Here is a 14,109-nt window from a genome sequence, read left to right as displayed (position 1 = left end):
GCGGGTCAGCCCGGCAACCCCGGCGTGATGATCTGGAATGACCCGTCGTCGAATTTGACGAAACAAGACGCCGTGCCCAATGGCGGCAGGACGGTTGTTCGGGTCGGCGGAACGCCCGATTTGACCGATTGTTTGCAGGGCGGCAGGCTGATGGGGCGGTATCCCTTCTTGGCCATGCACTGCGCCTCGACCGTGTTTCGCAGTCCCTGATTTACATCTACGGTGTAGACGCGGCCCGGCTCCCACCAACCTCCGGTGCGATAGCATCGCCCGCGCCCGTCGCAATAGGTGCGGCCCGGCCAATAGGTGGGCGGGCTTTGGCGCACCTGGTTTGCAACCGGTGCATCCTTCAGCGCCTGCACTTGGCATTCGGTCGTTTCTGCCTGCATCCGCGAGACGCTTTCGCCTTCGCGATAATACATCGACAACGGACCGCAGCCGGCCAGCAGGGCAAGGGGAACAAGCAATCGAAGCACTGTTTTCATTCGCTTATCTTGCATCACACAGGCCGTCATGACAATTCGATTGACCGCTCTGTGGGCATCTGTCATTCAAAACGCTCAGGCAGAAAGGCCAAAGGCATGAAGGTCATCATTTGTGGCGCCGGCCAGGTGGGCTGGCAGATTGCTCGGCACCTTTCGGGCGAATTGAATGACGTCACCGTTGTGGACAACAACCCTGACCTGGTACGCCGGGCGACCGAGACGCTGGACGTTCAGGGCATCGCCGGCTTTGCCAGCTATCCCGACGTGCTCGAGCGGGCCGGAGCCCGTGACGCCGACATGATCATCGCCGCGACCCATTCGGACGAGGTGAACATGGTCACCTGCCAGATGGCGCACTCGGTGTTCTCGATCCAGCGCAAAATCGCGCGGTTGCGGTCGAAATCCTACCTCGAAGCGATCCATCGCGACCTGTACCGCCGCGACCATCTTCCGATCGACGTGGTGATCAGCCCCGAACGTGAAGTGGCCGCCGCAGCCATGCGCCGCCTGTCGGCGCCTGCGGCTTTTGACACGGAGCTGTTCATGGATGGCAAGGCGCAGCTTCTGGGCATTCGGATCGCCGAGGATTGCCCGATCGTCAACACGCCCTTGCGCCAGCTGACAGACCTGTTTTCAACGCTCAGCGCCATCGTGGTGGGGATTCGTCGCGACGGAACACTGTTCGCGCCGGAATCCGAGGACCAATTGTTCGTCGGTGACGAATGCTATGTCTTTACCAGCGTCCAAGACGTTGATCGTACGATGGAAGTATTCGGTAAATCACAGAAAAAACAGGATCGCGTGGTCATCGTGGGCGGCGGGAACGTCGGCCTCGAAGTCGCCCGGACGCTGGAAGAGCGCGAGGGACGCATCCGTGCAAAGGTTATCGAACGTGACCGGCGCTGTGCGGAACTGGCCGCCGAGTCGCTGGAGCGTACGATCGTTCTGAACGGCGACGGTCTGGATTCCGCGCTGTTGAGCGAAGCGGGGATCGAGCGCGCGGACGCGATGCTGGCCGTCACCGATGATGACCGGACCAACATGCTGGCTGCGGTACGGGCCAAGGCCGAAGGTTGTCCGCTGGCGATTGCGCTGATCAACGACCCCAGCATGGTGGCCTTGATGGGGCCATTGGGGATTGACGCCTATATCAACCCGCGGGCCACGACCGTCAGTTCGATCCTTCGCCATATCCGGCATGGCCGGGTGCGACAGGTCTATTCGATCGGCGATGCCGAGGCCGAAGTGATCGAGGCCGAAGTGCTGTCGACCTCGCCAATGGCCGGGCAGAAACTGCGCGACATCGACTTTCCCGAAGGCGTCCTGGTCGGCGCGGTGCGCAAGGGCGACGAGGTCCTGCGGCCCACTGGCAGTCTGCGGATTGACGAAAAGGACGTGGTTGCGATTTTTGCAATGGCCAATGATGTACCCGAGGTCGAACGCCTGATGCAGGTTTCGATCGACTTTTTCTGATGGCTGTCGCCCGCGCACCCAAAATCAGCGTTATTCGGCGGCTACCGCTGTTTCTGTTGATCTCGGCGGTTGTGTCCCTGGCGATGTGGATCCCGGCGATCTACGCCCTTGCCTTGGATGACCATCCAACGTCGCGGTCGTTCTTCTATTCGGGTTTGGTTGGGCTGTTCCTGGTCACGATCGTAGGCCTGGCGACGGCCAGCCGGCAGCCGCGGCGCGGAACCTTGGGGCAGTTGGCGGTCCTGCTGGGCTCGTTGACGGTATTGCCGTTGTTTCTGGCCGTTCCGGTCCATGACGCGTTGGGGAACACGACCTTTCTGAACGCCTATTTTGACATGGTCAGCGCCATCACCACCACCGGAGCGGACCTGTTTCCCGACCCCGAGCGCCTGTCGGCGCCGGTTCACCTGTGGCGGGCACTCGTCGGCTGGATGGGTGGGTTGCTGATGTGGATCTCGGCGGCTGCGATCCTGGCGCCTCTGTCCTTGGGCGGGTTCGAGATTACCGCGCGCGGACAGCCGGGCCGCCCGGTTTCCGGCGTTGCCCAGAGCGAAAAGGTCGACCCACGGGGGCGACTGCTCCGTGTGACGGCGACATTGACCCCGGTTTACGCCAGCCTCACAGCGGTAATCTGGGTCTTGCTGTTGATCGCCGGAGAAAAGGGCCTGACGGCCATCTGCCACGCAATGTCGGTGATGGCGACGTCCGGCATATCGCCAGTGGGCGGGTTGGAAGGGTCCACCGCCGGGATCACCGGCGAGGCCATCCTGTTTCTGTTCCTGTTCTTTGCCTTGTCCCGCCTGACCTTCTCAAAGGACACCGCAACAACCGGCTATTCCCGACTGGACCACGATCCGGAATTCCGGATCGGCCTGATGATCGTCGTTGGCGTGGCGGCATTGTTGGTCTTCCGGGTGCTGGCCGGGGTTGCCGAGATCGGCGGGCAGGTGACGGGCCTGCAAACGCTGAACGTCATCTGGGGCATGTTGTTCACGGTGATGTCGTTCCTGACGACGGCCGGGTTCGAAAGCGCTTATTGGAACGACGCGCAACAGTTGTCCGGCCTGGGAACACCGGGGCTTGTGTTGATGGGGCTTGCGCTTATCGGGGGCGGGGTCGCCACCACCGCCGGCGGGGTCAAGCTGTTGCGGGTCTATGCGCTTTACCTGAATGGCGCGCGTGAACTGGACAGGCTGATCCACCCGTCATCGGTCAGCGGGGCGGGCGGTGGCAATCGCCGCATCCAGAGCCAGGGCGCGTTCATCGCGTGGGTCTTTCTGATGATGTTCGCGCTGACGCTCGCGTTGCTTGATGTCGTTCTGGCCGCCGAGGGGGTTGGGTTTGAGCGCGCCATGGTGCTGAGCGTCGCGGTGCTGAGCACGACCGGTCCGTTGATCGAACTGGCCACTGATCTGCCGATCCGTCTGATCGATCTGTCGGCCGGGTCCAAGCTGACCATGTGCGCCGGGATGGTGATCGGCCGGCTGGAGACTCTGGCGATCATCGCGTTGATCACTCCGGCCCTGTGGCGGGATTGAACCGGCAATTCGGACCTTCACGTTACTGCCTGATTTTTCATCTGGAATATCTCTGCGCGTCACTCCATACTCGCGCGGAGGGAGCGCGTTGGTCCGCAGCGCGTAAGCAAGAACAACGGCGAGATAACAAAATATGGCTTCGGACAGACAGAATCTTCAGGATGCCTTCCTGAACAATGTACGGAAAGCAAAGGTTCCCGTTACAATTTTCCTGATCAACGGCGTGAAATTGCAGGGTGTCATCACCTGGTTCGACAATTTCTGCGTATTGTTGCGCCGCGACGGACAGTCGCAGCTTGTCTACAAGCACGCGATCTCGACCATCATGCCGTCGCAGCCGATCAACCTGTATGAGGGCGAAGACGCCTCTTGATGGAACATGACCGGAGGCGCACCCGGGCTTGGGTGCTGCATCCCGATATCAAGTCTGATGACCAGCGCCGCGACCCCGTTCCGGCGCTGGAAGAGGCGGTGGCACTGGCTGCCGCATTGCCTGATCTTGATGTGATCGGGTCCGAGATCGTGCGCCTGCCGCGGGCGCAGCCCGGCCTGCTGTTCGGCAGCGGCAAGATCGAGGAACTGGGCGCGCGTTTTGCGGAAAACGAGATCGAGCTGGTTCTGATCGACGGGCCGGTCACCCCGGTTCAGCAGCGCAATCTGGAGAAGGCGTGGAAGGTCAAGATCCTCGACCGGACGGGGCTGATTCTGGAAATCTTCTCGGACCGCGCCCGCACGCGCGAGGGTGTGTTGCAGGTCGAGATGGCCGCGCTGAGCTATCAGCGCACGCGCCTCGTGCGGGCCTGGACCCACTTGGAACGTCAGCGCGGTGGGCTGGGCTTCGTCGGCGGACCGGGGGAAACCCAGATCGAGGCCGACCGGCGTGCGATCGACGATCAACTGGTGCGCTTGCGCCGTCAGTTGCAGAAGGTCGTGAAGACACGGACGCTCCACCGGGCCGCGCGGGCCAAGGTGCCCTTTCCGATCGTGGCGCTGGTGGGCTATACCAACGCGGGCAAATCGACGCTGTTCAACCGCCTGACCGGGGCCGAAGTCATGGCCAAGGACATGCTGTTTGCCACGCTGGACCCGACCATGCGCCGGATCGAACTGCCCGACGGCCCCGAGGTGATCTTGTCGGACACCGTGGGTTTCATCTCGAACCTGCCGACCGAACTGGTCGCGGCCTTCCGCGCCACGCTCGAAGAGGTTCTGGCCGCCGACCTGATCGTGCATGTGCGCGACATCAGTCATGCCGAGACCGAAGAGCAGGCCGAGGATGTGCGCACGATCATGGCCTCGCTGGGTGTGGACGATACCCGCCCTCAGCTTGAAGTCTGGAACAAGATCGACCTGCTGTCCGACGAAGACCGGCAGGCCGTGCAGGCCCGGGCCGAGCGCGATCCGGCGGTGTTCCCGATCTCGGCCGTGACCGGTGAGGGCATCGATCTGCTGCTGACCGAGATCGCCACGACCCTGCAGGGCGTGCGCCGGGAAGAGGTTTTGAAGCTGGGCTTTGCCGATGGCGACAAACGCGCCTGGCTATTCCGGCAGGACGTGGTGCGCGGCGAAAAACAGACCGAGGACGGGTTCGAAATCACCGTTCTGTGGACCGACAAGCAGGCCAATCAGTTCGCGGGCCTCTGACGGTCAGGCCCCTTCGATCTGGCGCTGATGGTCGTCGGCATCGAACCAGCCCAACGACGACCGGATTTTGTACTCTGCATCCAGCTCCCATTCTTCCCAGCCGCGCGTGATCACCGCATTGCCGGTCCGGGCGTGGTGCCCTTCAAGGGTCCACACGAAAATGGCGTGGGGACCGGCCCATCGCAGCATGTCGCAGCGCACCTCAAGATCGGGAAAGTCGGTATGAAACCCGCGCGTCATGTCGGCGATGGCTGCCCGCCCGACAATGGGGTCGCCGCGATTGATCGTGATCTGCCCGTCCGACGTAAAGAATTCGGCCACGGCATCGGCGTCACCCGAGCTCCAGGCGATGGCATAGTCGCGGGCTAGATTGTTCAGGGTATCGCGCAAACTGGCCATGATTTTCCCCCTCGCGCTGCAGTCCGGGCGCATCGGAATGGTAGGCCAAGCCACGGGGCCGCGTCCACGGGGCGGCAAAAAAGGGGCGGGGGTCCGCCGAAAACCTGCCTATTGCGGCATCAGATGGGTGGTCCCGACGGCGGCGGCGCGGGCCAGATCCAGGTCCAGCGACATGGGAATGTACTCACCCCGGCGCCACAGTTGCGCCTGATCGTCATAATAGCGCGACAGGAAGTGGCCCGATTGCCCGGTGGCCGTGATGAAGACCGAACTGTCGGGGTCGGCAAAGTCATAGACCCCGCGATAGCCCGCGCCGTGCACGTTCTGGAACGGGTCCGGCCCTTCGCCCGAGGTGCGCCCGCGCAGCAGGGTGTTGTCGCCGCCGCTGGTCGATTGGCGGATGTTGACGAAATAGCGCAGCACCGGAACCTCGCCCAACACCGGGTGGTCATGGGTGGCCTGGTGGGCATCGCCCCAGCGCAGGGATTCCAGTTGGCTGCCATAACGTTCGGAGATCCAGACCAGCGCATCGTCCAGGGCCAGCCGGGCCATGGCGGTGCAGGTTTCCACCGGCGCGCTCTGCCGGACGTCGCACCAGGCCGAGGCCCCGTCGATGTCGCGGAAGACGCGTTCTATGAACAGGGGCTCGACATGCTTGAATTCCTTGGCCAGCGGCCCGAGGTCATCGGCGATCAGGCGTTTCTGCAGCGCGCGGACCCAGGCCGCATAGATCAGCGGTTCGGGCAGGTGCTCGTTCATCTCGCCGTTCCATTCGGCCAGCAGGGTCAAGGCGATCTGGCGCTGGCGTTCGGGGGTGCCCTCGGGCGCGGCCTCGCCGGTGAACCACAGGTCGGCCCCGATCAACGGTAGCAGTGACCGTGCGGTGAAGCTGACCGTGTCCAGTTGTGCCTCGATGAAGCTGTCGCGGGTGTGTACCTCGCGCGATTGCATCAGGAATTCCCAGCGGTGGACGCGCTGAGTATCGCCCCATTCATAGGACACATGCAGGGGGAAGGGCCGGTCTATGATCTTGTTGTTGGTGTTGCCCAGAACGCCACCGGCCGGAGCCACGAATTCGGGGTTGTCGGAATAGGGCAGACGGCCCTGCCAACGGTTGGCAGCGATCCAGCCCGGGGTCGGGATGCGCCCACGGCTCTGGTTGTTGAGGTCGCGGCTGGGCATTGCGCCGATGAGTTTCATGCCGACGGTCGTCTTGTCGACCACCGACAGGTTTTGCGACGGCGCGATGAACAGCTCGGCGGCTTCAATCGCTTCACGCACGGTATCCGCGTTCATCAGCGCCATCGACGCGCTGATCGAGGTGTCGCGCGGACTGAGCGCCGTCCAGGACAGCGAGGCGACATGCCCCGGCGGTGTGATGGTTTCCAAGTTGAAATGGGTGCCTGGCAGGACGGGGCCGTTCTCGGTCCAGCGCAGGGTCAGGGTGATTGGGGGGGCGTCCTTGATCTCGATGATTGAAGGGCGCGACTTGAAGGGTTCGAAGCCTTCGGGCGTCAGATATTCCTCGGGGTTGTCGGGATTCACTCGTTCGATATGCACGTCCTGATCGTCCAGATAGGACGAGGTCAGGCCCCATCCCAGCCGGTCACTACGGCCGGACATAACCGCCGGAATGCCGGGGATGGTGGCGCCGATCACGCCGCCCTTGGCCAGTTCAAGCCTTGCCAGATACCAGATCCCTGGCGCAGTCAGGCCCAGATGCGGATCGTTGGCCAACAGGGTTCCACCGGTGGCCGAGCGCGACGGAGCGGCAGACCATGCATTCGAGGCACCCGCCAACCCGTGCTGCGGGACCGGGTTCAGCCATGAGGCCGCGGGTTCAGAACTGGCGGCATAGCGGGGCAGGTTGGGAAACAGCGCCGCATATTCGGGCAGCGCTGCAATGCCCGCGCCAGGCACGTCCGGCAGAATATCTGACAGCCGCTGCGGATCGTTCAGCATCAAGGAGGTGCGCGCCCGCAGCACTTCGTCCTGCAAGTGCCCGGACAGCTGAACCGCCATCAGCTTGATCATGGCTATGCTGTCACCCGGTTGCCAAGGAGCAACCGGTGCGTTGAACAAAAACATTTCGGGCGCGCCGCGGCCCAAGGCGTTTTCGTTGATTTCGTCCAGCCGCGCATTGACACCCGCGGCATAGGCGCGAAGAGCGGCCTTGGTGTAATCGTCCTGAACCTCGAAGGACTGATGCGCCAGCCCGTAAAGATCCAGTCGACGCATGAGCTTGTCGATATGCACGGTTCGCTGGCCAAAAACCTCGGACAGGCGCCCCTGCACGGTCCGGCGCATGACTGTCATCTGCCACAACCGGTCCTGGGCATGCGCATAGCCCAGACCGAAGAACACGTCGGGGTCGGTCCGCCCCAGGATGTGAGGCACGTTGGCGGTGTCGCGCACGATCTCGACCGGGGCATTCAGGCCTTTGACCTGCAGCGTTTGATCGTAGTCAGGCAGCGACTGGCTGGCCAGGAAATACACCAGACCGATCGCCGCGAGGGTCAGCAGGACCAGACCCGAGGCGATACGCATCAACCAGCGAAAGACGACACCCATCAGCAGCGCACCATTTGAATTTGCAGATCAGGCGAAGGTTAATTCATGGCTCTGGCGACCGAAAGAGGCCGCGCCGCGGAATCTTCGTCTGAAACGAAAAACTCCGCCACGGCATTGGCCAGTGACGGAGTTTTCTTGAGGGGGGGCAGGGGGTCAGGGAATAATGCGCGTGTATTTGATGCCCTCGACCGTCGCGCCCAATTGCAGCCCAGCCTGACCGAAGACCGCCGCCAGCACAGGTTTGCGCAGGGTAGTCAGGTCGGTCGACAACTGGTCCGCCTGGTCGCTGACGACATATCCAATGTCCGCGCCGGCGGTCCATCCGCTTGAGCGGCGGAAATCGTTCAGGGCGTCCTCGGTCATGAAAAACAGGACATGGGCATATTGCTGGGCGCCAATCTGCAGCCCCGCGGTACCTTTGACGGCCGAGTAGTAGTCGACCGTGGCGCCATTGATGCGCAATGCGCCTTTTCCGTAGCCACCGCCAAAGACGAACCCCGCCTCGGTGATCAGCGGCATGACCAGCATCCCGTTGGCCTTGTTGGCGATTTCCAGGGTGTTCGGGTAGCGGGTATACATCTCGGTCAGCGTGGCATCGACGCGGGCATCGATCGTTGCCGCGTTCGAGTTTCCGACGCCGTTGCCGCAAGCGGCGGTCAGGGTCAGTCCGGCCATGCCAAAGGCAAAGCCGCGACGGCTCAGTCGTGGTGTGTTGGAACTGCTCATGTTTCTTTTTCTCTGTCGATGTGCCTGAAAAGCCGGGTGGTCCCGGTCTTGTGTGCAAGAATACGCCGAACGGCGTCGGGTGTCACGGGAAAACCGGCAGGCCAAGGCCGGCCGATCGGCGAAAAATCGCGGAGTCCCGCGGGATTAGCCGTGCAGAAGCCGGGCGACCTGCGGTGCGAAATAGGTCAGGATGCCGTCACAGCCCGCGCGTTTGAAGGCCAGCAGGCTTTCCAGCATCACCTTTTCGCCGTCGATCCAACCGTTCTGCGCCGCGGCCTGGATCATCGCGTATTCACCCGACACCTGATAGGCATAGGTGGGTGCGCCAAACGTGTCCTTGACCCTCCGGCAGATGTCCAGATAGAGCATGCCGGGCTTGATCATCACCATGTCGGCGCCCTCGGTCAGGTCGCGTTCGATCAAGCGCAGCGCCTCGTTCGAGTTGGCCGGGTCCATCTGATAGGTCTTCTTGTCGCCGGTCAACGCGCCCGAGGCGCCCACCGCATCACGGAAGGGTCCGTAGAAGGCGCTGGCATATTTCGCGGCATAGCTGAGGATCATGACGTCGCGATGGCCGGCGGCCTCGAGCGCCTGGCGCATCGCGCCGATCCGGCCGTCCATCATGTCGGACGGGCCGATGATGTCGGCTCCGGCCTCGGCCTGCGCCAGCGTCATCTTGACCAGCGCCTCGACCGTTTCATCATTCACGATCTTGCCGTCCACCACGTACCCGTCATGGCCGTTGATGTTGTAGGGGTCCAGTGCGACGTCGGTCATGACCGCAATTTCGGGCGCGGCTTGCTTGATCGCGCGGATGGCGCGGTTCGACAGGTTGTCGGGGTTCCACGCCTCGGCACAATCCTGCGTCTTGAGGCTGGGATCGGTGTAGGGAAACAGGCAGATCGCCGGGATGCCCATAGCCTGCGCCTCGGCTGCGGCCCTGGCGATCAGATCGACCGAGCGGCGCACCACGCCGGGCATCGAGGGCACGGGCTCTTCGATGCCCTCGCCGTCGCGTACGAAAACCGGCCAGATCAGGTCATCCACGGTCAGGGTGTTCTCGCGCACCAAGCCCCGGATCGCCTCGGACTGGCGGGCGCGACGAAAGCGGCCGTGGGGGTAGGGGGCGATTGTCGGTTTCATGGCGCGTTCTCCTTGAACATTCGCGCACTGGGTGGCATGAATTTGCGCAGGTCTCAAGGGTACCAATGGCCGCGCCGTTGCGATAGAACCGCCTGAGAATTTTGAACAATGAGGCAAGTTTGGACTGGTACTCCACGATCTTCGAGCTCATCGACATGCGCAGTTTCTCGAATCTGTGGTACTGGATCGCGCTTGCGGTGCTGTGGTCCACGGCCAGCCACTGGGTGATGGGCGTTCCCTATGATCTGGTCGTGCGCGCCCGCCGCGTCGGAGGCCAGGCCGAGACCGACCTGCTGGACATCGTGCGGATCAACACCAATCGCATCCTCTACATTGCCGACGTTTCGGGGGTCGTAATCTTGGCGCTGTGCTGTTTCCTGTTCGCAGGGCTGGCGACGCTTGGGTTTTACTATCAGGTCGAGTTCGCCCAGGCCGTGTTCCTGCTGTTGTTCCCGATGGTTCTTGTCGGCGCAAACAGCCTGCGGGTGGCCCGGAACCTGCGGCGGCAGGAGTTGACGATTGAAGCTGTGTCCAAGGCGCTGCATCGATGCCGGCTGGCGACGCAGGTCATCGGCATGTTTGCGATACTGGTCACTTCGATGTGGGGCATGTATCAGAACCTTTCGATAGGCGTTCTGGGATAGCAGATTCAGAAAGGCAGCGTGATGAAGGCTCCGAACCACGTGACAGTCGGCGGCGCCCCCGAGGGGTTTGACGCGCAGCTGGTGCTGAACGAGGTTGCCCGCTCGGGCGGGCCAGTTCTGCATGTGGCGCGCGACGACAAACGTGCCGAGGCGATGCGCGCCGCGCTGCGTTTCTTTGCGCCCGACATGCCGGTGATCCTGTTTCCCGGCTGGGATTGCCTGCCTTTTGACCGGGTGTCGCCCAACCCCGACATTGCGGCGGCGCGGGTGGCGACCCTGGCGGCGCTGGTGCATCAGATGCCCGAGCGCTTTGTTCTGCTGACCACGCTGAACGCCGCCACCCAACGCGTGCCGGCGCGCGACGTGCTGCGGCAGGCGGCGTTCACCGCACGGATCGGCCAGCGCATCGACGAGGCCGCGCTGCGCGATTTTCTGGTACGCATGGGGTTCAGCCAAAGCCCCACGGTGATGGAACCTGGCGACTATGCCGTGCGCGGCGGGATCATCGACATCTTCCCGCCGGGCGAGGCAGGGCCGGTGCGGCTGGACCTGTTCGGTGACGTGCTCGACGGCGCGCGCCGGTTCGATCCGGCCACCCAGCGCACTACCGAAAAACTTGATCTGGTCGAACTGGCCCCGGTCTCCGAGGTGATACTGGACGAGGCCGCCATCACCCGGTTCCGTCAGAACTATCGCATCGAATTCGGTGCGGCCGGCACGGATGATCCGCTGTACGAGGCGGTCAGCGCCGGGCGCAAGCATCAGGGCATGGAGCACTGGCTGCCCCTGTTCCATGAAAAGCTGGAAACGCTGTTCGACTATCTGCCGGAGGCGACGATCACGCTGGACGATCAGGTCACGCCCGCGCGTCTGGCCCGGTGGGACAGCATCGCCGATCAATACGAAACCCGGCGCCTCGCGCTCGAGAACCGTTCGCGGATGGATTCGGTCTATAAACCCACCCCGCCGGGCCTGCTGTATCTGGACGATGCCGCGTGGAGCCAGGCGGTGGAGCAGCGGCGGGTGCTGCAATTCAGCCCCCTGCCGCAGGCCAGCGGCCCCGGGGTGATCGACGCGGGCGGTCGGATCGGGCGCAACTTTGCCCCCGAGCGCCAGCAGGAAAGCATCAGTCTGTTCGGCGCGCTGGCCAGCCACATCAAGGACAAGCTGGAGAAGGGGCCGGTTCTGGTTGCGTCCTATTCTGAGGGCGCGCGCGAACGCCTGACCGGGTTGATCGAGGACGAGGGTCTGGCCGAGGCGATCCCCGTTTCGGATGGCTCACGCATCGGCAAACGCGGCCTGCGCTTGGCGGTCTGGGCGCTGGAGCATGGGTTCGAGACGCCCGACATGACGGTGATCTCGGAGCAGGACGTGCTGGGCGACCGGCTGATCCGCCAGCCCAAGAAACGCCGCAAGGCCGAGAATTTCCTGACCGAGACCCAGTCGCTCAGCCCCGGTGATCTTGTCGTGCATGTCGATCACGGCATCGGCCGCTATATGGGCATGGAGGTCGTGACCGCCCTTGGCGCCGCGCATGAATGCCTGCTGCTGGAATATGCCGAAGGTGCCAAGCTGTACCTGCCGGTCGAAAACATCGAGTTGCTATCGAAATACGGGCACGAGGAAGGCTTGCTCGACAAGCTGGGCGGTGGCGCGTGGCAGGCCAAGAAGGCCAAGCTCAAGGAACGCATCCGCGAGATGGCCGACCGGCTGATCCGCATTGCCGCCGAACGCGCCTTGCGCAAGGCCCCGATCATGGACCCGCCGCCCCACGCGTGGGAGGAGTTCAGCGCCCGATTTCCCTATCAGGAAACCGAAGACCAGTTGCGCGCCATCGCCGACGTGATGGAGGACCTGCACTCGGGCACGCCGATGGATCGCCTAATCTGCGGCGACGTGGGCTTTGGCAAGACCGAGGTCGCCATGCGCGCGGCCTTTGTTGCGGCCATGTCCGGCCTGCAGGTGGCGGTGATTGCGCCCACAACGCTGCTGGCCCGTCAGCACGCCGCCAGCTTCAAGGACCGGTTTCGGGGCTTCCCGCTGGAAGTCAGGCAATTGTCACGCTTCGTCTCGGCCAAAGAGGCGCAGCAGACCCGCGAAGGGCTGGCAAAGGGCACGGTCGATATCGTGATCGGGACCCATGCGCTGCTGGCCAAGGGCATCCGGTTCCAGAATCTGGGCCTGCTGATCATCGACGAAGAACAGCATTTCGGCGTGGCCCACAAGGAGCGGCTCAAGCAGCTGCGCTCGGACGTGCATGTGCTGACACTGACCGCAACGCCGATCCCGCGCACCCTGCAACTGAGCCTGACCGGCGTGCGCGACCTGTCGATCATCGGCACGCCGCCCGTCGATCGTCTGGCGATCCGCACCTATGTCAGCGAGTTCGATGCCGTCACCATCCGCGAGGCACTGCTGCGTGAGCACTATCGTGGCGGGCAGAGTTTCTATGTGGTGCCGCGCATCTCGGACCTCCCCGAGATCGAGGAATTCCTGAAGGAACAGCTGCCGGAACTGACCTATGTGGTGGCCCACGGCCAGATGGCCGCGGGCGAGTTGGACGACCGGATGAACGCCTTCTATGACGGCAAGTATGACATCCTGCTGGCCACCACGATCGTGGAAAGCGGTTTGGACATTCCCACCGCGAACACGATGGTCGTTCACCGGGCCGACATGTTCGGGCTGGCGCAGCTCTATCAGATCCGGGGCCGGGTGGGGCGGTCCAAGACCCGCGCCTATGCCTATCTGACCACCAAGCCGCGCGCGCGGCTCACCCCGGCGGCCGAAAAGCGGCTGCGGGTTCTGGGCTCGCTCGATACGCTGGGGGCGGGGTTCACGCTGGCCAGCCAGGATCTGGACATTCGCGGCGCGGGCAACCTGCTGGGCGAGGAACAGTCGGGCCAGATGCGCGACGTGGGCTATGAACTGTATCAGTCGATGCTGGAAGAGGCGATTGCCAAGATCAAGGCCGGCGAGATGGAGGGGCTGAGCGAAGCCGACGACCAGTGGGCGCCGCAGATCAACCTGGGCGTTCCGGTGCTGATCCCCGAAGACTATGTGCCCGATCTGGACGTGCGGCTGGGCCTCTACCGCCGCCTGTCGTCGCTGTCGACCAAGGTCGAACTGGAGGGCTTTGCCGCCGAGTTGATCGACAGGTTCGGCCCGCTGCCGAAAGAGGTGAACACGCTGCTGCTGGTGGTGCGGATCAAGGCCATGTGCAAACGCGCCGGCATCGCCAAGCTGGACGGCGGACCGAAGGGAGCAACGATCCAGTTCCACAATGACAAGTTCGCCTCGCCGCAAGGTCTGGTCGAGTTCATCCAGAACCAGCGCGGGCTGGCCAAGGTCAAGGACAACAAGATCGTGGTGCGGCGCGACTGGAAGAAGGACAGCGACAAGATCAAGGGCGCCTTTGCCATTGCCCGCGATCTGGCCGAGAAGGTGGCCGCCGAGAAAAAGAAGAAGGCCAGCGCCTGAGGGCGC

The 14,109-nt window shown here is 63.4% G+C and carries 11 protein-coding genes; 6 read left to right on the top strand and 5 right to left on the bottom strand.

Annotation, left to right across the window (positions count from 1 at the left end):
- Positions 1-5 precede the first annotated feature (5 nt).
- Complete coding sequence (locus K3752_RS09205) at positions 6-485, bottom strand: hypothetical protein (RefSeq protein WP_093962235.1); 480 nt, start codon at positions 483-485, stop codon at positions 6-8.
- Between the two features lie 96 nt (positions 486-581).
- On the opposite strand from K3752_RS09205, the gene trkA reads away from it, so the two are divergent.
- The 4 genes from trkA to hflX all read left to right on the top strand — a co-directional run bounded on the left by trkA (position 582) and on the right by hflX (position 5,140).
- The gene (trkA, locus tag K3752_RS09200; protein WP_093962234.1) at positions 582-1,958 is read left to right on the top strand and encodes a Trk system potassium transporter TrkA; all 1,377 of its coding nucleotides are present in this window, start codon (positions 582-584) and stop codon (positions 1,956-1,958) included.
- Positions 1,958-3,496: a TrkH family potassium uptake protein gene (locus tag K3752_RS09195; RefSeq protein ID WP_170402749.1), complete on the top strand. Its 1,539-nt coding sequence runs from the start codon at positions 1,958-1,960 to the stop codon at positions 3,494-3,496. The genes trkA and K3752_RS09195 overlap by 1 nt, the downstream gene beginning before the upstream one ends.
- A gap of 133 nt (positions 3,497-3,629) precedes the next feature.
- Positions 3,630-3,869 (top strand): RNA chaperone Hfq, encoded by a 240-nt coding sequence (gene hfq, locus K3752_RS09190; protein ID WP_005982826.1) that lies wholly within the window; start codon positions 3,630-3,632, stop codon positions 3,867-3,869.
- A complete protein-coding gene (gene hflX / locus K3752_RS09185) occupies positions 3,869-5,140 on the top strand; it encodes a GTPase HflX (protein WP_260063068.1) in 1,272 nt (423 codons plus the stop codon). The genes hfq and hflX overlap by 1 nt, the downstream gene beginning before the upstream one ends.
- A 3-nt stretch (positions 5,141-5,143) precedes the next feature.
- On the opposite strand, the gene K3752_RS09180 is transcribed toward hflX, so the two are convergent.
- The 4 genes from K3752_RS09180 to hemB all read right to left on the bottom strand — a co-directional run bounded on the left by K3752_RS09180 (position 5,144) and on the right by hemB (position 9,979).
- Positions 5,144-5,539 (bottom strand): nuclear transport factor 2 family protein, encoded by a 396-nt coding sequence (locus tag K3752_RS09180; protein WP_260063067.1) that lies wholly within the window; start codon positions 5,537-5,539, stop codon positions 5,144-5,146.
- Positions 5,540-5,647: 108 nt separating this feature from the next.
- A complete protein-coding gene (locus K3752_RS09175) occupies positions 5,648-8,110 on the bottom strand; it encodes a penicillin acylase family protein (protein ID WP_260063066.1) in 2,463 nt (820 codons plus the stop codon).
- A gap of 153 nt (positions 8,111-8,263) precedes the next feature.
- Positions 8,264-8,836 carry a YSC84-related protein gene (locus tag K3752_RS09170; RefSeq protein WP_260063065.1) on the bottom strand — a complete coding sequence of 191 codons (573 nt, stop codon included), beginning with the start codon at positions 8,834-8,836 and terminating at the stop codon, positions 8,264-8,266.
- A 144-nt stretch (positions 8,837-8,980) separates the two neighbouring features.
- Positions 8,981-9,979: a porphobilinogen synthase gene (gene hemB, locus K3752_RS09165; RefSeq protein WP_260063064.1), complete on the bottom strand. Its 999-nt coding sequence runs from the start codon at positions 9,977-9,979 to the stop codon at positions 8,981-8,983.
- Positions 9,980-10,098: 119 nt separating this feature from the next.
- On the opposite strand from hemB, the gene K3752_RS09160 reads away from it, so the two are divergent.
- Together K3752_RS09160 and mfd are read left to right on the top strand one after the other, a co-directional pair.
- Positions 10,099-10,623, top strand: coding sequence for a component of SufBCD complex (locus tag K3752_RS09160; RefSeq protein ID WP_170338382.1), 525 nt, complete (start codon positions 10,099-10,101; stop codon positions 10,621-10,623).
- Positions 10,624-10,644: 21 nt separating this feature from the next.
- The gene (mfd, locus tag K3752_RS09155) at positions 10,645-14,103 is read left to right on the top strand and encodes a transcription-repair coupling factor (protein WP_260063063.1); all 3,459 of its coding nucleotides are present in this window, start codon (positions 10,645-10,647) and stop codon (positions 14,101-14,103) included.
- Positions 14,104-14,109: the final 6 nt, after the last annotated feature.

The sequence above is a fragment of the Ruegeria sp. B32 genome (genome assembly GCF_025141855.1).
GTDB classification, from domain to species: Bacteria; Pseudomonadota; Alphaproteobacteria; order Rhodobacterales; family Rhodobacteraceae; genus Ruegeria; species Ruegeria arenilitoris.
This window is presented reverse-complemented; position numbering and strand designations above follow the sequence as displayed.